Origin of the sequence: Campylobacter sp. JH32 (assembly GCF_017846535.1) — a bacterium.
GTDB classification, from domain to species: domain Bacteria; phylum Campylobacterota; class Campylobacteria; order Campylobacterales; family Campylobacteraceae; genus Campylobacter_D; species Campylobacter_D coli.
The window spans coordinates 90,730-109,740 of the sequence record NZ_JAEQBS010000005.1; the positions used below are offsets into that span (position 1 = coordinate 90,730).

Genomic DNA, 19,011 nt, shown 5'->3' on the forward strand with positions numbered 1-19,011 from the left:
GTTACAAATGGATCTATCGATATTACAAGAACAAGCAAATACTTTAAGATTTTTAAGTGCCGATATGGTGCAAAAGGCTAATTCAGGCCACCCAGGTGCACCCTTGGGAATGGCTGATATTTTAACGGTTTTAAGTTATCATCTTTCTCATAATCCTAAAAACCCAACTTGGCTAAACCGCGATAGGCTTGTGTTTTCAGGCGGACATGCCAGTGCTTTGCTTTATAGCTTTTTGCATTTAAGTGGTTATGATTTAAGTTTAGATGATATTAAAAATTTCCGCCAACTTCATTCAAAAACTCCAGGCCATCCTGAAATTTCAACTCAAGGAGTAGAGATTGCTACAGGCCCATTAGGACAAGGTATAGCTAATGCTGTAGGCTTTGCTATGGCAGCTAAAAAAGCTCAAAACTTACTAGGAAAAGAATTAATCAATCACAAGGTTTATTGTCTTTGTGGAGATGGGGATTTACAAGAAGGAATTTCTTATGAAGCGTGTTCTTTAGCAGGACTTCATAAACTTGATAATTTAATCATCATCTATGATAGCAATGAAATTTCTATCGAAGGAGATGTAAGCTTAGCCTTTAATGAAGATGTAAAAATGCGTTTTGAGTCACAAGGCTTTGAAGTTTTAAGTATCGATGGACACGATTATGAAGCAATTGATAAGGCTCTAAAACAAGCTAAAAAAGCCAACAAACCTTGCCTTATCATCGCAAAAACAACCATAGCAAAAGGCGCAGGAGAGCTTGAAGGAAGTCACAAAAGCCACGGCGCACCTTTGGGTGAAGAGGTTATTAAAAAAGCCAAAGAAAAAGCAGGATTTGATCCAAATTTAAATTTTTATATACCTAAAGCAGCAAAAATTCGCTTCGAAAGTGCTGTAGAACTTGGAGATTTAGAAGAAGCTAAATGGAAAGATAAGCTCGAAAAATCAGAAAAAAAAGAACTCTTAGAAAAACTTTTAAATCCTGATTTTAGCAAGATAAATTATCCTGATTTTAAAGGCAAGGATTTAGCTACAAGAGATAGTAATGGAGAAATTTTAAATGCTCTAGCTAAAGATTTGGAAGGATTTTTAGGCGGAAGTGCGGACTTAGCCCCATCTAATAAAACCGAACTTTATGGAATGGGTGATTTTGCGGAAGGAAAAAATATTCATTTTGGTATCAGAGAACACGCTATGGCTGCGATCAATAATGCCTTTGCAAGATATGGAATTTTCTTACCTTTTTCAGCAACATTTTTTATCTTTAGCGAATATTTAAAACCCGCAGCTAGGATAGCAGCTTTAATGAAAGTCAAACATTTTTTCATTTTCACACATGATAGCATAGGCGTTGGCGAAGATGGGCCAACTCATCAACCTATCGAACAACTCAGCACTTTTAGAGCTATGCCAAATTTCTTAACCTTTAGACCAGCTGATGGAGTGGAAAATGTTAAAGCTTGGCAAATAGCTTTAAATGCAGATATTCCAAGTGCTTTTGTACTTTCACGCCAAAAGCTTAAGGCTTTAAATGAACCTGTTTTTGGTGATGTAAAAAACGGGGCGTATTTGCTTAAAGAAAGTAAAGATGCTAAATTTACGCTTTTAGCAAGCGGAAGTGAGGTTTCTCTTTGCTTAGAAAGTGCAAATGAATTAGAAAAACAAGGCTTTGCTTGTAATGTAATCTCCATGCCTTGTTTTGAACTCTTTGAAAAGCAAGATAAAGCTTATAAAGATAGGCTTTTACAGGGTGAAGTTATAGGGGTTGAAGCAGCACATTCTAATGAGCTTTATAAATTCTGCGATAGGGTTTATGGCATAGAAAGTTTTGGAGAAAGTGGTAAAGATAAAGATGTATTTGAGCATTTTGGTTTTAGCGTTCCACAAATTTTAAATTTCATTCTCGATAAGTAAAATGGAGGCAAATTTCAAATTTCAAAAAGAAGAAAATAAAGTTTTTATTTTTGGAATTTGGGATAAAACGAGTGTGTCTAAGATTAAAATCAAAGATCTATTGAGCCAAATTTCTCAAACAAATTGTATTTTTGATTTTAGTCAATTAAATGAAATCGATATGGCTGGAGTGAGATTTTTTCTTGCTCTAGAGCATGATTTGAAAAAAAACGATATCTTGATTTTAAAACAAGGATTAAACACACGCTTTAAAAGCCTTTTTGAGCTTTGTGAAAAAAACTATCAAAGAATTAATGAAAAACAAGAGAAAAAATTCAATTTTACAGACTTTTTTATTTCTTTAGGAATTTTAAGTTTTGATCTTTTAAAGATTTTGCAAAAATTTATTAACTTTACGGGTGCTTTTTTTACCAGTCTTTTTTTATGTATAAAAAATCCTAAAAATTTCCGCTTTATATCTTTTTTATATCATATTGAAAATTCAGCTTTTAAAGCCTTGCCTATTGTTATTTTAACCGCTCTTTTAGTCGGGGTTGTGCTTGCATATCAAGCTGCTTATCAGCTTGCACAATTTGGAGCTAATATTTTCATAGTAGATTTAGTAGGAATTTCAGCCACTAGAGAACTTGCTCCTTTAATCGCCGCGATAGTCATAGCAGGTAGAAGTGCAAGCTCTTATACGGCACAAATTGGGGTCATGAAAATCACAGATGAGATCAATGCTATGAATACCATGGGCTTTCGCTCTTTTGAATTCATCATCATTCCGCGGGTCATGGCTTTAGTTATTGCCATGCCTTTAATCGTTGCTCTAAGTGATGCGATCAGTATATTAGGAGGAATGGTAGTAGCAAAAATAAATCTTGATATATCCTTTGGAGAATTTTTAAGGCGCTTTAGGGAAGCTGTGGAAATGAAACATATCATCATAGGGCTTGCAAAAGCTCCTATTTTTGGTTTTTTAATAGGACTTATTGCTTGTTTTCGGGGATTTGAGGTTAAAAATACCACTCAAAGTATAGGAATTTATACTACAAAAAGTGTTGTAAATGCTATATTTTGGGTAATAGCATTTGATGCTTTATTTTCTGTGGTTTTAACTATAATGGAAGTTTAAATGATTATAAAAGCGCAAAATATTATCACCCGATTTGGAAATAAAGTTGTCCATGATGGAGTCAGTTTTGAAATTAACAAAAACGAAATTTTTGGGATTTTAGGAGGAAGTGGAAATGGCAAGTCTGTACTCTTAAGACAAATGCTAATGCTTGAACATTTTGATGAGGGAGAATACGAAATTTTAGGCTTTAAGCTAAAAAACATTAGCGAGGAAGATGCTTTAGCGCTGCGTAAAAAATGGGGTGTAGTATTTCAGTTTTCTGCACTCTTTAGCTTTTTTAGCGTTTATGAAAATATAGCTATCCCTCTTAAAGAATATACGAATTTAGATTCCATTGCTATAAAAGAACTGGTATTGATGAAACTCAAAATGGTCGGTTTAAATGAAGCTGTTTTAAAACAGCTTCCAAGCGAGCTAAGTGGCGGAATGCAAAAAAGAGTTGCTATTGCTAGGGCTTTGGCTCTTGATAGTAAATTACTTTTTTTAGACGAGCCTACTTCTGGACTTGATCCGCATAGTAGTCGTGAATTTGATGATTTGATACTAGAACTTAAACAAAGCTTTGATCTTAATATTGTTTTAGTAACACACGATAAAGAAAGTATGAAAAATCTGCTCGAGCGTTTTATCATCTTAGAAGATAAAAAAGTTGCCTTTTGTGGAAATTATGAGGAGCTAAGGGCGCAAAATGAAAGATTGTTTAAAAGATTTATGGAGTAAAAGTGGAAAATAAAGCAAATTATTTTTTTGTAGGGCTTTTTGTTTTTGGAGTTTTTTTTGCTAGTATTGGTTTCATACTTTGGCTTGGAGGATACTCAAAAGAAGAAAGTTTTGAATACTATGAAATTCATACACAAGAATCTGTTGCAGGCCTTGAAATCAAAGCTCCTGTAAGGCTTTTAGGAGTAGAGATAGGAAATGTGGAAAATATCAGTATTTATGATAAAGAAAATTTAGGGGTAAATATTTTAATTAAAATCAAAAAAGGAACCCCTATAAAAGAAGATACTTTTGCAACTTTGCAATTTCAAGGCATTACAGGACTTAAATTTGTACAACTTCAAGGAGGTTCTAAAAACAGTCCAAAACTTCAAGTAAAAGGTAAAGAAGAATTTCCCGTGATTCAATTTAAAGAAGGTTTTTTTGCTGCTATAGATAGACAAAGCGAGCACATCTTTTCTTTGATAAAAAGAGCAGATGATAAATCAAAAGAGCTTTTTAGTGATAAAAATATAAAAAATTTAGAAATACTTTTAGATAATTTAGCACAACTAAGCACCACTTTAAATAAAGATTCTAAAACATTAAATCACAATATCGCAAACACTAGCTTAAAACTTGGAGAAATGGCAGAGAATGTAAGCTTAAGTGCAAAAGGTTTTAATGCAAGTTTAAAGGATATCCAAGAAGGAGCTTTAGCGCTTAGCTCTTTTGCAAAAAAAGCCAATGTTAAACTTGATTCTTACGATGACTTACGACTTTCCTTAGCAGAAAATTTAGAACTTTTGAAAAAAGTGCTTATAGAAAGCAATATCTTGATACAAAATCTACAAAAAAGTCCATCGGATTTAATTTTTAAAGAAACTAAACCCAAACTAGGACCAGGAGAAAAACAATGAAAAAATTCATATACATTACTATCTTAGCCCTTATATTTAATGGATGTTCAATTCCAACTAGCACTCTTGATAAAACGCAAAGCTTTATACTTAAAAATGATGAACTTCCTCTTCAAGCCAATTTTATTAAAAGCGATAAAATTCTTAAAATTCAAAATGCGTCCTTGCCTTTATATCTTCATTCAAGATCAATTATTTATGTGCAAAAAGGTATAAGCAAGGCTTATGCGTATCATTTTTGGGCAGATTTACCCAATAATCTTTATCAATCCTTGCTGCTATCCAAATTTGAACAAAGTCAAATCTTTAAAGCCCTGCTTTCCCAAGGAAGCTCTGTGGGAAGTGATTATATACTTGAAAGCAGGATAGATTCTTTTGAACAAGTGGTTAATGAAAATGAAAATTATGTAAGCATTTCTATTAGTATAAATTTCATCGACGCAAAAGAAAGTAAAATCATCGCTCATCGCCTGTTTTCAATCAAAGAAAGGGTTAAAAAAATAGATATTTTTGATGTCTATCAATCCTTTGAAAAAGCTTTAAATTCTCTAGGAAATGAAATAGTTTTATGGATCAATGCCACACTTGATGAAAAATAGGAACACTTTTTGCTTTTTAAACCTTTAGCAATATTTTTTGAAAGGTGTAAAATGAAAAATGAATTGGATGTTTTTAAAAAGCACTTGGGTGAAATACAAGGCGTAAGTGAGTTTAAAGCTACACAAATTTGCTCACAAATAAATGATGCAAATGATTTTATCGGTGCTCTGCAAATACTTGATTTAACGCTTAAAAAAATTGAAAAAAGTATCACAGAAAGACTTGATGAACAAAACGATGATTTACAAAAAAGAACCTTAGATGCAACAAGTTCTCAACTTATCCAAAACTGCTCTTTTATGGGTACAGCACTTTTTGGAAATATTTTTAATATATATGTAGGTCAAAAACTTTTTGAATTTGAAATTTCAAATCCTCTTTTAGTTTTAGAAAAAGCAGGGTATGAAGGAGTTTTAGCTTATATTCAAGATAAAAGGGATGAAATTAAAGATATTTTATGCGAATTATCAAGTGCTATTACCATGGGAATAAGCATGGATAATATGAATTTTTCTGACTCTGCAACAAACTTTAAAAATCTTTTCAGATAAGAGTTAAAACTCTTATCGCTTTAAACATACTCATTAAAATTAATCTTAAGAGGTTTTCATATTTTAGCTTAAAGAGATATTCCGCTCTTTTTCAAGCTAGGTTGAAAAAAAGGGGGAGGGAAGCAACCTAGCCTGTGAGATCTTTGAAGATCTCTTTAAACTAAAATATTACATTATGTTTTAGTTTAATTTATAGGAATAATCATTTTTAAAATAATATTTTAATTTAAAATTACTTAAATATTTATAAAAAAATAATTTAGTAACTTAAATTATTGAAAAATTTTTGTAAAAATTTCCCAATTTTTACAAATAAAACTCTTATAAGCTAGATAAAATTTCTGCGCGCCCATTAATAATAGCCACACAATGCTCATAATGAGCACTATTAAGCTCATCCACACTTCCTGCACCCCATTTTCCATTAAAATGCTTTGGAGTTCCATCCTTTTGGCATATCATAGGTTCTATACAAAAAACCATTCCATTTTTAATTTTTGGACCACTTTTTGCACTTGCGCCTTTTTCTAAATAATTTAAAATTTCAGGTTCTCCATGAGGTTTGCGTCCTATACCATGGCCACAATATCCACGAAGCGGAACAAAACCTCTTGAATCTATAAATTCTCCCAAAGCTGCAGAAAGCTCTTTAAAACGCATACCCTCACGAATAATATCTATGGCATGATATAAAGCGTCTTTAGCACAAGAAATCAAAGCCTCATCTGTGGATGAAATTTTACCTATAGCTATAGTACGCGCTGCATCACCATAATATCCATCAATCAAACTTCCCACATCAAGTCCTAAAATATCACCCTCTTTGATGATTTTTTCATCAGGAATTCCATGGATACAAACCTGATTTAAAGAAGTGCAAATTGCACCAGGAAAACCATAAAGCCCTTTAAATGAAGGTTTTGCTCCAAGACTTAAGATAAAATCTTCCGCCATCTTATCGATTTGCTTAAGACTCATACCCGCTTTAATCTCGTTTTCTAAAAAATCCAAAGTCTTAGCGACGATTTGATTTGCTACTCTTAATTTTTCTATTTCTGCTGGTTTTTTTAATTCTATCATTGTATTTCCTTATAAATTTAGCCAAATTTTAGCAGTATTTTCTAAAGACTTGACATCACTTGAAGCATAAAAATGTAATTTTGCTTTCTCTTCTTTTAACAAAAGTTTTTGCCTTTGTTTTAAAAACTCTACTATAGCATCTCCTGAATGAATAAGCTTTGTCTTTGAACCAAAATAAACACTCAAGGAATTTGCTAGCAAAGGAAAATGAGTACAAGCAAGTATCAAAGCATCAGGAGTTTCAATCCCTTTAAAATAATACCGCATAGCACTTTGCAACAACTCTCCTTCAAAAATACCCTCTTCAACCATAGGCACAAAAAGACCCGTAGCTAAAGCGTCTACATTATTAAAACCTTGTTTTTGCAAACGATTTTGATATTCTTTTGACTGAATTGTTGCCTTTGTGGCAATAACTAAAATTTTTTTATTTTTATCTAACAAGGCTTTTTTAGTAGCCTCAACACCCGCATCAATAACCCCATAAATAGGAAAATCAGCTTTTAATCTTAAGGCATCTAAAGCATAAGCACTAGCAGTATTGCACGCAATAATAAGCATATCGATATTAAATTTTGAAAAAAAATCCAAAGCCTCAAGACAAAATTTGACTATAGTATCTTTATCTTTAACCCCATAAGGAACGCGGGCAGTATCTCCATAATAAATAATTTCGTCAAAAAGTCTTGCCTCATAAAGTGATTTTAAAACACTAAGTCCACCTACACCACTATCAAAAACGCCTATTTTCATCTTAATATCTTCTAGCACCTATATATCGATTTTTCCAATAAGAACTATTTAAATCCACTTCTCTTACTCCACCCTTTGTAGAAAGATGGATAAATTTACCCTTACTCATATAAATTCCCACATGCATACCATTTGGTCCTCTACCTGTTTTAAAAAAAACAAGATCTCCTGTTTTTAGTTTTGATTTAGAAACTTTTATACCCGAGCGTAGTTGCTTTGTTGTAGTGCGTGGTATGCGTGTATTAAACTGAGCTAGGGTGCTTTGAGCAAAACCCGAACAATCGGCTCCTTTTTTTGTTGTTCCGCCTAAAACATAAGGAGTTTTTTTCCATTCATTAGCAATCATTCTTAATCTTGTTTCTTTATCAACATTATAATTTGTTGGGGTATGACTTGCATTTTGAGCTAAACTGCATCCACCTATATAAAAAGCAATCACAACAAGAAAGAAAATAACAAATCTCATAAATTTCCTTAAGGACGCGTGGTAAAAAATTTAAGATAAATAAAACCCCAAATCCCAGAACAAAATGAAGCAATCAAAATAGCAAGATTATCTGCATAATTAAAAATATCGCTAACTTCATACGCCAAGCCATCGATAAACAAACTCATTGTAAAACCAATTCCTGTAAGTATACAAACCCCATAAAGTTGTTTCAAATTTGAACCTTGGGGCAAGGCTGCAAATTTAAAGCGGATTGCCAAATAAGAAAACAAAAATACACCCACTTGTTTACCCACAAAAAGCCCCAAGAAAATACCTATACTTACACCTGAAAAAATTGCTCCTATATCGATATTGGATAAATTTACTCCAGCGTTAGCAAAAGCAAATAAAGGCAAGATAACAAAAGCGAGCCAAAATTTTAGACTTTCATAGATTTCTTCTAAAAATGCTTCTCCATTTTTAGTTTGCATCGGTATAAAAAATGCTGTAATAATTCCAGCTAAAGTTGCATGCACACCACTTTTTAAAACACTAATCCAAAGAATAACTGAGCAAATAAAATAAAAAGACTTTCTTGTTATTCCTAAAATATTTAAAATCAACATCATAAAAATAGCAATACCCACAACTACGAAAGCAGCCACAGAAAGCTTGGTTGTATAAAAAATCGCAATAATTAAAATAGCACCCACATCATCAAAAATAGCTAAAGAAAGTAAGAAAATTTTTAAACTTGATGGAATATGTTTGCCACACATCATCAAAATAGCTAAAGCAAATGCAGTATCTGTAGCCGTTGGAATAGCCCATCCTTTTAAAGTGTAAGCATCGCCTATATTGACTATAGCAAATATTAAAGCAGGTATAAGTATACCACCCAATGCCCCCATAAAAGGCAAAACAATATTTTTAGGATTTTTAAAATCTCCGTGCAAAAATTCCTTCTTAAGCTCAAGCCCTATAGCAAAGAAAAATATAGATATAAGCCCATCATTTATCCAAAGTAAAAAAGGCTTGTTGAGCTCAAATTCACCTACACTAAATCCGACTTTTAAATTTAGAAATTCTCGATAATGTTCGCTAAAAGACCCGTTTTGCACAAGCAAAGCAAGCAAAGTGCAAACTATAAGTAAAACGCCGCCAAAAGCCTCATTTAAAACTAAAGTTCTTAATTTATGTACTATATTATTCATTTAATAATCTTAAGATAAATAAAACCAACAATGGCACTTAAAAAACTAGCTACTAAAATAGCAAGTTTATCCGCATATTCAAAAATATCACTATTTTTATAAGCCAAACCATCAATAAACAAGCTCATCGTAAAACCGATGCCTGTTAAAATACATATACCATAAAATTTTCCATATTTAATATTTTCAGGTAATTTTGCAAGCTTTAATTTTATAGCCAAATAACAAAATCCAAAAACCCCTAGTTGTTTTCCTAAAAATAGTCCTAAAATAATCCCAAGACTTACAGGAGAAAATACTGAACCAAGATGCATATCTCTTAAATCAATACCCGCATTTGCAAAAGCAAATAAAGGCAAAATAAAATAAACCACCCAAGGGTTTAAATCCTTATGCACTTCATGAAGATAGGGTTTTTTATTTTTAGTATCAAGAGGGATAAATAAAGCTATGATTACACCCGCTAAAGTTGCATGCACTCCACTTTTAAGCATAGCTATCCACAACACAACACCTACCAACACGTACAAAGAAAGATGGGCGATGTGATAATAATTTAACAAAAGCAGAGCAAATATACAAAACAAACAAATAATAATTGCTAAAGCTGAAAGCTGATCTGTATAAAATAAAGCAATGATAACAATAGCACCCAAATCATCAAAAATAGCTAAAGAAAGTAAAAACAGCTTAAGACTAGAAGGAATTCTATTTCCTAAAAGCATTAAAATACCTACTGCAAATGCTATATCTGTAGCTGTTGGGATAGCCCATCCTTTCATAGCAAATTCATGAGAATAATTAATAGCAGAAAAAATCAAAGCAGGGACAATCATACCTCCCAAAGCTCCAAATATAGGTAAAGAAACCGATCTTATATTTTTAAGTTGTCCGCGTAAAATTTCATATTTTAATTCAAGTCCTATACAAAGGAAAAAAATAGCAATCAAACCATCATTTATCCATAAATCCAAAGATTTAGCAATCTGAAAATGATCAAATCCTATAGTAAAATTAGCATGAAAAAAATCTGTATAAATAACGCTTAAGGAAGAATTTTTAAAAAGTAAAGCCAAGAGAGTAAAAAATATGAGCAAAATGCCTGGAAAAGTTTCACTTAAAATTATTTTCTTTACAGCTTGCATTTACGCCCCTTGATTATAAAATTCAATATGTTAATTATTATAACCAAAAAATATTAAAGAAATGATTATTTTAACAAGATATATCCTTATTTAGGGTGTAAAGCACACCCTAAATTTAAAGATACTTAAGCGTAAATATCTAAACCGCTAGAGCTAGAAGTTTGCAAAGCAGAAGCCCCCGATGCACTCTCCATACCTTTGATAAGCTCATTCATCAACACTTCATTTGTATCCATTGATTTTTTCAAAACTGAAGTATTTACCGCTGTTAATAAATTAGCATTACTCATAGTTGCGTCTGAAATCATAACACCCTCCTAAGTATAATTTATGTATGAAGACTTAAGTAGTATCGGAAAAAATTTTAAACACTTAACCCTTTAAATTCGATAAAAATAATTTTTATTTTTGTTTAATATGGTTTGTATTATACTTCTATCAATATTGATAATAAATATTATTTTTTATATTTTTTAAGGAAATGTATGAAATTTTTTAAAATTTTGTTTTTTTTCTCTATGCTCTTTCTAGCAAATTCTGTTTTTGCTAGAGTTGATGATTATGTAGCAGAAGCTAATACTATTAAAAATATATTAGAAGAGAGTATAAAAAGCTATGAAAAGGGCGATAATTTAAAGGCTAAAAAACTTAGCGAAGATGCTTATTTTCAACACTTTGAAAATATGGAAGGTTCCATTGGAAGAAATATAGGCAAAAAAGCCATCACCATGGAAAGAAAATTTACAAATTTGCGTCGCTTGTATAAAGATAAAGCGCCCATAGAGCAAATTGATGCTTTAATTGAAAGTCTTTATTATGATTTAGATGAAGTTGCACCGATTTTGCAAAATGGTTATCGCTTACAAGCAGAAGCAAGTGATACAAATTACGATAAAGCAGCAGCTGAAAAATCAAGCATACAAGCCAATGCCAAGCGTGAAGCAGAAGCAGAAGCTTTGATTGCCCAAATGATGGGTATTGATAAAAATGATTTAGCAAAAACTAATTCTTCTTCTAGTACCCAAAACGAAACTATAAATGATAGTATAAATAATGATTTACAAGCGGCTGCGGCTATGGATGCAAGATTGCAATTTGTATTAGATAATATATCTACTAAATTCTCTCAAGCAGCCAATGCTTTTAAAAATAAAGATTATCAAACAAGTAAAGATTTTTTAAATGATGCTTTATTTAATGATTATCGCAATACCAAAGTTGAAGTTTTGATCAACAAATTCACCAAAGCAGGTAATGATCAAAAAATTCAACAAGCCATACGCACCCTTATACGCCAAATCAACGATGCAAAAATAGATGAAAAAGGCTTAAGAGATGGCTTAGATAACATAGAAGAACAAATTTTTGATGTTTTCTTACAAATTCCAAATTCAGAACTTTCAAGTTTGCAAATTTCAGGCTTTAATGATGAAACAAAAGGCAAAGATTATGCCAAAGTTTCTAATGATATCAAACTTGCTTTAGATGGAATTTTAAAAAATTATGATGGCTTTAGTGCTTCTATAGTAGATGATTTACAAGGAATTTATCTAGATATTTTTGAAGCAAGCGGTATGGAAAATAAAATCGGTGCTGTAGATAGCGGCTTAAAACTTAAAATAGAAAGTTTATTTTCCAAAGGCGTGGCACTGATTAAAGCAAGTGCAGATAAAAAAGAGCTTGAAGCTACTTTTAATGACTTAGAACAACTCATAGCCAGCAGTGTGGATAAAATTCAAGATTCTACTCCTTATTCGCTGTTTATATGGGCTTTAGGTATTATTTTGCGTGAAGGCTTGGAAGCTTTGATTATCGTTGTAGCCATTGTTTCTTATCTTGTGCAAAGTGGCAACAAAAATCGTTTAAATATCGCCTATAGTGCTCTTTTTACAGGAGTAATTTTAAGTTTTGTTACCGCTTTTGGAGTTTCTTGGCTATTTAAAGAAAATGCAGGACAAAGTAGAGAGCTTATAGAGGGTATTACCATGCTTATAGCCGTATTACTACTCTTTTATGTGGGCTTTTGGCTACTTTCAAACGCACAAAATAAAAAATGGACAAGCTTTATCAAACAAGGTGCTATAGATGCTATATCAAACAATAGTGCAAAAACCCTTTGGATTACCGTATTTTTAGCTGTTTATAGAGAAGGTGCAGAAACTGTGCTTTTTTATCAAGCCTTGCTTTTTGATGCTAAAACAAGCACTGATTTTGGTGCTGTTTTTGGCGGACTTGGACTTGGAATTTTAATACTTATTGTTTTATATTTTCTTTTAAAAGCAGGAGCCATTCGCATACCTGTAAAACAATTTTTCTATATCACTTCTTACATTATTTTTTACATGGTTTTTGTTTTTACAGGCAAAGGCATAGCCGAACTCATAGAAGGAAAAGTCATCATTCCTAGTCTTATACCTATGAATTTTGAACCGATTTTATGGCTTGGAATTTATCCTTACTATGAGACTTTAATCCCTCAATTTATAGTTTTAATTATGCTAATTATTGGCATTTTAATAACAAAACAAATTTCAAAAAAAGGAGTAAAATCATGATAAAAAAAGTTTTATCAGTAGTTGCTGCAGCTGCGGTTATTAGTACAAATTTATTTGCAGGCGAAGTGCCAATTGGCGATCCAAAAGAACTTAATGGCATGGAAATAGCTGCTGTTTATTTACAACCTATTGAAATGGAGCCAAGAGGTATTGATTTAGCTGCGTCTTTAGCTGATATTCACCTAGAAGCTGATATTCACGCACTTAAAAACAATCCAAATGGTTTTCCAGAAGGTTTTTGGATGCCTTATTTAACCATAGCCTATGAACTTAAAAATACCGACACAGGTGCGATTAAACGCGGAACTTTGATGCCTATGGTGGCTGATGATGGTCCTCACTATGGTGCAAATATTGCTATGGAAAAAGATAAAAAAGGTGGCTTTGGCGTAGGAAATTATGAACTTACTTTTTATATCTCAAATCCAGAAAAACAAGGTTTTGGACGCCATGTTGATGAAGAAACAGGCGTGGGTAAGTGGTTTGAACCTTTTAAAGTAGATTATAAATTCAAATACACAGGCACGCCAAAATGATTTTACACTCGGATTTTCCGAGTGTTTAAATATTTTTATTTTTATTGAAAAATTAAAATAACAATGTTTAAAGAGTAAATTATGAGTATATATTTTGTGCATTTTCTTTCTAGTATCTTGCCCTTAAGCATTTTAATGGCTTTTATTACGCCCGATAAAAGATATATTTTTAAAAGCTTTTTAGCTCTTTTTTTAGGCTTTTTATTTGGATATTTTGCTTTTTTTATTGCAGCACAATTTCTAAAAACTGAGAATTTGATATTTAATTTCAATTTTATTTTTATAGCCTGTTTGCTTTTGAGTTTTGTGTTTTATTTTTGGCAAAAAATAGAAATTTTAAGTTTTATTTTACTAGGAATTTTGAGTTTTTGCATAGCTTTGCATTATTATAATTTAACTCAAGATTTTCCTATATTTAATGGTGTTTTAATCGATAGCGAAGCCATTTCTTCTTTAGGTTTTATTGCTTTAGCTTTATTAATTTGTATTTTAATTTTCTTCTTTTTAAAGTGGCAAAAGAATATCAACAAAAAAGCAAGTTTTATACTTTTTTTAATCCTTATTTTTATAGAAGGAGATAAGGTTTTAGCAAATATATTGCTTACACTGATGCGAAATTCTTTCATAGAAACTCATACTTTTTTAGTAAGTTTTGTTGGAAAAAGTAATTATTTTGGTGTTTTTGGAATTTATGTTTATTTATTTTTCATCATTTTTTTAGCATTTTTAAGTTTGCAAATTCGCAAAAAAAATATTGTAAAAAAGCAAATTTTAGATATTGTTTACCGCAAAAATGAAGCAAAAAATACTCTCATAAATCGCTATTTTTCTAGTGTTTTTATCTCTTGTATTTTGAGTTTTTGTATCATCTTATACTTTTTTATGGTAAGTTCTAAACCCTTAAGCATAGACGAGCCTACAGAACTTTTACCTGATAAAAATGGCAAATTTATCTTTGATGTAGCGCTTTTAAGAGATAACAAACTTCATCGTTTTGCTTATATAAGCGAGCAAGGCAAAGTGATAAGGTTTTTCCTCATCAATAAAAGAGAAGATAGGGATTCTCCTGTGGCTGTTTTTGATGCTTGTGCTATTTGTGGGGATATGGGTTATATTAAAAAAGAAGGGGAATTAATTTGCATTTCGTGCAATGTGCGAATTTTTCTACCGAGTGTAGGAAAAACAGGGGGTTGCAATCCTATCCCATTAAAATACGATTATGATGGTGAAAAAATCACCATAGATGTTAAAGATGTTGTAGCAGGATCTAATTATTTTAGTCAAATTAAAGATATACAAGTGCAAGATCCTGTTTCAAAAGATAAGATCATTAACACTCAAGCACCTTTTTCTTACAGCTATAAAGGTATAACTTATTATTTTTCAAATGAAAAAAACTATGAGGAATTTAAGAAAGATCCTATGAAATATGTAGAAGATACAGAAGCTTTATTTTTAATCCAAAGGAGAAATAATGCTAGTTAAAATGATAACTCATTCTATCTTTAGAAATAAAATTCAAAAATTTCTAGCTTTTCTTACTTGTTTTTTGGCTACGCTTTTGCTATGTACAATGTTAAATATCACTCTAAGTATAGGCGATGAAGTAACTAAGCAACTTAAAAGTTATGGATCTAATATACTGGTTTTGCCTAAAGGCTCAAGCCTTAGCATAGAAATAGGCAATGAGCTTTACGAACCTTTAAAAAATAAAAACTATTTAGAAGAAAAAAATTTATATATGCTAAAAGATATTTATTGGCGAAACAATATCACAGCCTTTGCTCCTTTTTTAGAAGGAAAGATAGAAATAAAAAGCAATAATTCCTCAAAAAAAATACTCCTTTATGGTACTTATTTTCAAAAAGCGATTGAAATAAAAGATGATGATGATTTTATCACAGGTATTAAAAGTCTTTATCCTTATTTGAAAGTGCAAGGCAAATGGGCTAAAGATGACAGCAATGAAATCATGCTAGGCGAAGATTTTGCTAAAAATAACGATCTTAAAATCAATGACACGATACAACTCATAGGAGAGAATAAAATTTCAAAAGAAGTAAAAATTGTAGGAATTTTACTCCACGCCAATCCTAAAATGTCGAACAAAATCATCACTCCTTTAAATTTAGCTCAAGAATTATTAGAAAAAAAAGGCTTATATGCAAGTGCTGAAGTAAGAGCTTTTACCATACCTGAATCAGCCCTTTCTGAAAAGGTACGCCGAATGGGCGAGGAAAAACTCGATCAAATAGAATACGATAAATGGTATTGCTCAGCTTATGTAGGATCAATTGCTAGTCAAATTAGCGATGGCTTGCCAGGAGCGGATGCAAAAGCACTCAATGCCATAAGCGATGCACAAAGTTTGGTTGTTAAAAAAATTCAGTCTTTGATGGCTATTACTTGTATTATTTGTCTTATTGTTGCAAGTATTGCTATATCAAGTTTAATGAGTTCTGAAATTCACCGCAGAAAAAAAGAAATAGGGCTTTTAAAAGTACTGGGGGCAAATACATTTCAAATTTACTTACTTTTTGCAGGTGAAAATTTGATCATAGCTTTAGTTTCTGCTGTATTTGGATTTATTTTTGGCATAGGACTTTCAGAGCTTATCAGCCTTGGAATTTTTGGATATTTTATAAACATTGCTTTTATAGCCTTGCCTTTAAGTCTTGTATTTGCAGGTTTGATAGCTATACTTGGATGCTTGCTTCCTATAAAAAATATTGCAAATCTTTCTCCCGCAGGAGTTCTTTATGGTAGATAAGTTTTTTTTAAATGAGCTTTTTAAAAGCATTGCTTTTTCTTATCAAAGACTTTTTATTATTGTCTTAAGTGTTTTTATAGGAGCACTAACTTGCTCGGCTTTTTTAAATATTTATTTTGATATTGATACAAAGCTTTCTAAAGAATTAAAAGCTTATGGAGCAAATGTTATCATCGAGCCTAAAAATGATAAAGAACTTATCTTAAATCAAGACTATGAAGAAGCAAAAAAGAATTTAAAAGCTAGAGCCTTAACTCCTTTTTTGTATACATTTTTAAATTTGGGTAGCACTAGTGGAGTAGTTTTGGGTACAGATTTTAGAGCCTTAAAGATAACTAAGCCTTTTATAGAAGTTAAAGAAGGGAGCTTTTCTCTAAGTGATTTTGATGAAAATTCAGCTTTTTTGGGTATTAATTTATCCAAACAACTAGGACTTAAAGTAGGCAATGAACTTCAAATTTACAACCCAGAAAATGGCAAAACTACTAAGCTTACGATAAAAGGCATACTCTTAAGTAATGATGAATTAGACAGCATAGTTTTAGCGCCTTTAAGCGTAGTACAAAATTTAAGCGATACCTTTGGAATTCAGTATGCTAATGCGGTTGTTTATGGGAATTTTGATGAGATAAATACAAAAACAAAAAATATTAGCAATGAAAGCATTAATGCAAAACCTATTTCATCAGTATCTTTAAGCGAAGGCCTAGTTTTAGACAAAATAAAAGCTTTAATGTTTTTAATCATACTTGTTGTCTTAATCATAGTCACAACAAGTGTAAACACCACTCTAAGCTCGATTATATTTTCGCGTAAAAAAGAAATTGCCTTGCGTTTAGCCTTGGGTGCTAAAAAAAGTGAAATTTTCAAGCTTTTTGCTTGTGAATATTTTATCATTAGTCTTTTTGCTAGCATTATAGGAGCTTTTTGTGGGATATTTTTAGCAAATATATTTGGATATTTGATTTTTAATGCAAGTATAGATTTTAGATTTAAGGCTATATTTATGGCTTTAATTGTTTCTTTGTTTTTTGCTTTTTTAGCTGCCTTTTTTCCTATAAAAAAAGCATTAAAAATCAATGTCTGTGAAAATTTGAAAGGTGAATAATGAAAGAACTTATACAAATTAAAAATTTAAGCAAAAAATTTGGTAAAGTAAAAGCACTGGATAATATAAATTTAAATATTTACAAAGGAGAATGGCTTGCCATCATGGGTCCTTCTGGAAGTGGAAAATCAACGCTTTTAAATATATTATCTCTTATGGATGATCCAAGCAGTGGTAAATACATTTTAGATAATGAAGATTTAGAACAAATAAATGAAGAGCAAAAAATCACTTTGCGCCGAGAAAAAATTGGGCTTATTTTTCAGCAATTTCATCTCATTCCTTATCTTAGTGCCTTAGAAAATGTTATGCTTTCGCAATACTATCATTCTAGCGTAGATGAAGAGGATGCAAAAGCTGTACTTGAAAAAGTAGGGCTTTCACATCGCCTTAGCCATTTACCAAGCCAACTAAGCGGTGGAGAGCAACAAAGAGTTTGTATAGCAAGAGCATTGATTAACAATCCTGAAATTTTACTTGCTGACGAGCCTACAGGGAATTTGGATGAAGCCAATGAAAAAATCGTTCTTGAAACCTTGCAAAAATTAAAAAATGAGGGTAAAACCATAGTCTTGATCACACACAATCCCGAATTAGCAAAATTTGCAGATCGCACCCTTATCTTGCAACATGGAATTTTAAAATGAAAAAAGTATTTTTATTTTTCATAAGTCTTTTTTTGCTCAATGCCTGCTCTTTTGACACAAATCAAGACCAAGGTAAAATTGGCCAAATAGGAGCTGAAATTTCAGCCAAAGATACTTTGGGAAAGGCTGTTAAATTAGCTGATGATAAAAGCAATATAAAAGTCTTAGTTTTCTTTCAAAATGGATGTCCTTCTTGTTTGCAAGAGCTGCCTTCTTTGGATAAATTTATGCAAGAACACCCAAATAAAATCAGCGTTTATGCTATAAATTCGGTAGATAAAGTTGAAGTCGTTCAGGTTTTGGCCGAACAATTAAATTTTAAAAATATCAAAGTTTTAACCGATGATCTTAAAATCACCAATGATCGCTACGCTGTATTTGCAACTCCAACCACCATCATACTTAAAGATGGGATTATAAAAGAAAGAATTTTAGGAGAAAAACCATGGCAAACTTTCGAATCCAAACTTATCTCTTTGCTTTAATTGTAGCTTTATTTTTTATAGCTTGCGATAGTGGAGAAAATTTTAAAGCTTTAAATAGCAATAAAATTTATAATTTCTCTTATAATGGTTTTGAAAAAAGTTTAAAATTAGACGATCAAACACAAAATTTTGCATTAGTATTTTTTACTAAAGATTGTGGGGTTTGTAAAGAGCAAATTCCTATTTTGCAAGATTTAGCTAAAAATTATGATTTTAATATTTTTATAGTACTAGGCGATGCTAAAGATGCAAAGGATGCTAAAGCTTGGGCAAATGAAAAGGGTTTGTCGCATCTGGCTTTATTTTATGAAAAAAAAGCAGCCAAATATCTCTCAGGTGCAGTTGGAGAAATATACGGAGTACCTGTACTTAGCTTTTTTAAAGAAGGCAAGATAGATGAAAAATTCATAGGCTTAACGCCTTATGGTGTGCTTGAAAATGAGATTAAAAAGTTAAAAATTTAATTTTGCTATAAATCAAGATTATAATTAA

At 31.5% G+C, this 19,011-nt stretch carries 20 protein-coding genes; 14 read left to right on the forward strand and 6 right to left on the reverse strand.

From position 1 onward, the window contains the following. Nucleotides 1–7 precede the first annotated feature (7 nt). From tkt to KAR67_RS05080, 6 genes are read left to right on the forward strand one after another with little or no spacing between them, the layout of a single operon-like run. Nucleotides 8–1,906, forward strand: a complete 1,899-nt coding sequence (gene tkt / locus KAR67_RS05055; RefSeq protein WP_002797823.1) for a transketolase — start codon at nucleotides 8–10, stop codon at nucleotides 1,904–1,906. Nucleotide 1,907: 1 nt separating this feature from the next. Next, nucleotides 1,908–3,023 (forward strand): ABC transporter permease, encoded by a 1,116-nt coding sequence (locus KAR67_RS05060; RefSeq protein ID WP_002781966.1) that lies wholly within the window; start codon nucleotides 1,908–1,910, stop codon nucleotides 3,021–3,023. Beyond that, a complete protein-coding gene (locus KAR67_RS05065) occupies nucleotides 3,024–3,746 on the forward strand; it encodes an ATP-binding cassette domain-containing protein (RefSeq protein WP_162284584.1) in 723 nt (240 codons plus the stop codon). A gap of 2 nt (nucleotides 3,747–3,748) precedes the next feature. After that, a complete protein-coding gene (locus KAR67_RS05070; protein ID WP_002841568.1) occupies nucleotides 3,749–4,645 on the forward strand; it encodes an MlaD family protein in 897 nt (298 codons plus the stop codon). Then, nucleotides 4,642–5,244, forward strand: a complete 603-nt coding sequence (locus KAR67_RS05075) for an ABC-type transport auxiliary lipoprotein family protein (protein ID WP_002807495.1) — start codon at nucleotides 4,642–4,644, stop codon at nucleotides 5,242–5,244. The genes KAR67_RS05070 and KAR67_RS05075 overlap by 4 nt, the downstream gene beginning before the upstream one ends. Before the next feature lie 51 nt (nucleotides 5,245–5,295). Next, the gene (locus KAR67_RS05080) at nucleotides 5,296–5,796 is read left to right on the forward strand and encodes a flagellar FLiS export co-chaperone (RefSeq protein WP_023361697.1); all 501 of its coding nucleotides are present in this window, start codon (nucleotides 5,296–5,298) and stop codon (nucleotides 5,794–5,796) included. A gap of 321 nt (nucleotides 5,797–6,117) precedes the next feature. Here the strand turns inward: KAR67_RS05080 and map are convergent, their stop codons facing one another. The 6 genes from map to KAR67_RS05110 form a co-directional block, all read right to left on the reverse strand. Further along, nucleotides 6,118–6,876: a type I methionyl aminopeptidase gene (gene map / locus KAR67_RS05085; RefSeq protein WP_002799207.1), complete on the reverse strand. Its 759-nt coding sequence runs from the start codon at nucleotides 6,874–6,876 to the stop codon at nucleotides 6,118–6,120. Nucleotides 6,877–6,885: 9 nt separating this feature from the next. Then, nucleotides 6,886–7,629 (reverse strand): glutamate racemase, encoded by a 744-nt coding sequence (gene murI, locus KAR67_RS05090; protein ID WP_002778852.1) that lies wholly within the window; start codon nucleotides 7,627–7,629, stop codon nucleotides 6,886–6,888. 1 nt (nucleotide 7,630) lies between these two features. Continuing rightward, on the reverse strand, nucleotides 7,631–8,095 hold the full coding sequence (locus tag KAR67_RS05095; RefSeq protein WP_002778850.1) for an NlpC/P60 family protein: 465 nt from the start codon (nucleotides 8,093–8,095) through the stop codon (nucleotides 7,631–7,633). An 8-nt stretch (nucleotides 8,096–8,103) separates the two neighbouring features. Further along, the gene (gene nhaA / locus KAR67_RS05100) at nucleotides 8,104–9,273 is read right to left on the reverse strand and encodes a Na+/H+ antiporter NhaA (protein WP_002783063.1); all 1,170 of its coding nucleotides are present in this window, start codon (nucleotides 9,271–9,273) and stop codon (nucleotides 8,104–8,106) included. Continuing rightward, nucleotides 9,270–10,418 (reverse strand): Na+/H+ antiporter NhaA, encoded by a 1,149-nt coding sequence (nhaA, locus tag KAR67_RS05105; RefSeq protein WP_162284585.1) that lies wholly within the window; start codon nucleotides 10,416–10,418, stop codon nucleotides 9,270–9,272. Before nhaA (KAR67_RS05105) ends, nhaA (KAR67_RS05100) begins: the two co-directional genes overlap by 4 nt. 125 nt (nucleotides 10,419–10,543) lie before the next feature. After that, complete coding sequence (locus KAR67_RS05110) at nucleotides 10,544–10,726, reverse strand: putative motility protein (protein WP_002778846.1); 183 nt, start codon at nucleotides 10,724–10,726, stop codon at nucleotides 10,544–10,546. A 177-nt stretch (nucleotides 10,727–10,903) separates the two neighbouring features. On the opposite strand from KAR67_RS05110, the gene KAR67_RS05115 reads away from it, so the two are divergent. The 8 genes from KAR67_RS05115 (at nucleotide 10,904) to KAR67_RS05150 (ending at nucleotide 18,983) form a co-directional block, all read left to right on the forward strand. After that, entirely contained in the window at nucleotides 10,904–12,973 is a 2,070-nt protein-coding gene (locus tag KAR67_RS05115; protein WP_162284586.1) for an FTR1 family protein, read from the forward strand. Beyond that, nucleotides 12,970–13,509, forward strand: coding sequence for an iron transporter (locus tag KAR67_RS05120; protein ID WP_002778842.1), 540 nt, complete (start codon nucleotides 12,970–12,972; stop codon nucleotides 13,507–13,509). The genes KAR67_RS05115 and KAR67_RS05120 overlap by 4 nt, the downstream gene beginning before the upstream one ends. An 81-nt stretch (nucleotides 13,510–13,590) precedes the next feature. Beyond that, a complete protein-coding gene (locus KAR67_RS05125) occupies nucleotides 13,591–14,994 on the forward strand; it encodes a Fe-S-containing protein (protein ID WP_002781331.1) in 1,404 nt (467 codons plus the stop codon). Next, nucleotides 14,981–16,279 carry an ABC transporter permease gene (locus KAR67_RS05130; protein WP_072212046.1) on the forward strand — a complete coding sequence of 433 codons (1,299 nt, stop codon included), beginning with the start codon at nucleotides 14,981–14,983 and terminating at the stop codon, nucleotides 16,277–16,279. The genes KAR67_RS05125 and KAR67_RS05130 overlap by 14 nt, the downstream gene beginning before the upstream one ends. Beyond that, nucleotides 16,269–17,387, forward strand: a complete 1,119-nt coding sequence (locus KAR67_RS05135) for an FtsX-like permease family protein (RefSeq protein ID WP_002781335.1) — start codon at nucleotides 16,269–16,271, stop codon at nucleotides 17,385–17,387. The genes KAR67_RS05130 and KAR67_RS05135 overlap by 11 nt, the downstream gene beginning before the upstream one ends. Further along, nucleotides 17,387–18,034, forward strand: coding sequence for an ABC transporter ATP-binding protein (locus KAR67_RS05140; protein WP_002781337.1), 648 nt, complete (start codon nucleotides 17,387–17,389; stop codon nucleotides 18,032–18,034). Before KAR67_RS05135 ends, KAR67_RS05140 begins: the two co-directional genes overlap by 1 nt. Beyond that, nucleotides 18,031–18,519 (forward strand): TlpA disulfide reductase family protein, encoded by a 489-nt coding sequence (locus KAR67_RS05145; protein WP_002778824.1) that lies wholly within the window; start codon nucleotides 18,031–18,033, stop codon nucleotides 18,517–18,519. The genes KAR67_RS05140 and KAR67_RS05145 overlap by 4 nt, the downstream gene beginning before the upstream one ends. Further along, nucleotides 18,480–18,983 (forward strand): thioredoxin domain-containing protein, encoded by a 504-nt coding sequence (locus KAR67_RS05150; RefSeq protein WP_002829429.1) that lies wholly within the window; start codon nucleotides 18,480–18,482, stop codon nucleotides 18,981–18,983. Before KAR67_RS05145 ends, KAR67_RS05150 begins: the two co-directional genes overlap by 40 nt. Nucleotides 18,984–19,011: the final 28 nt, after the last annotated feature.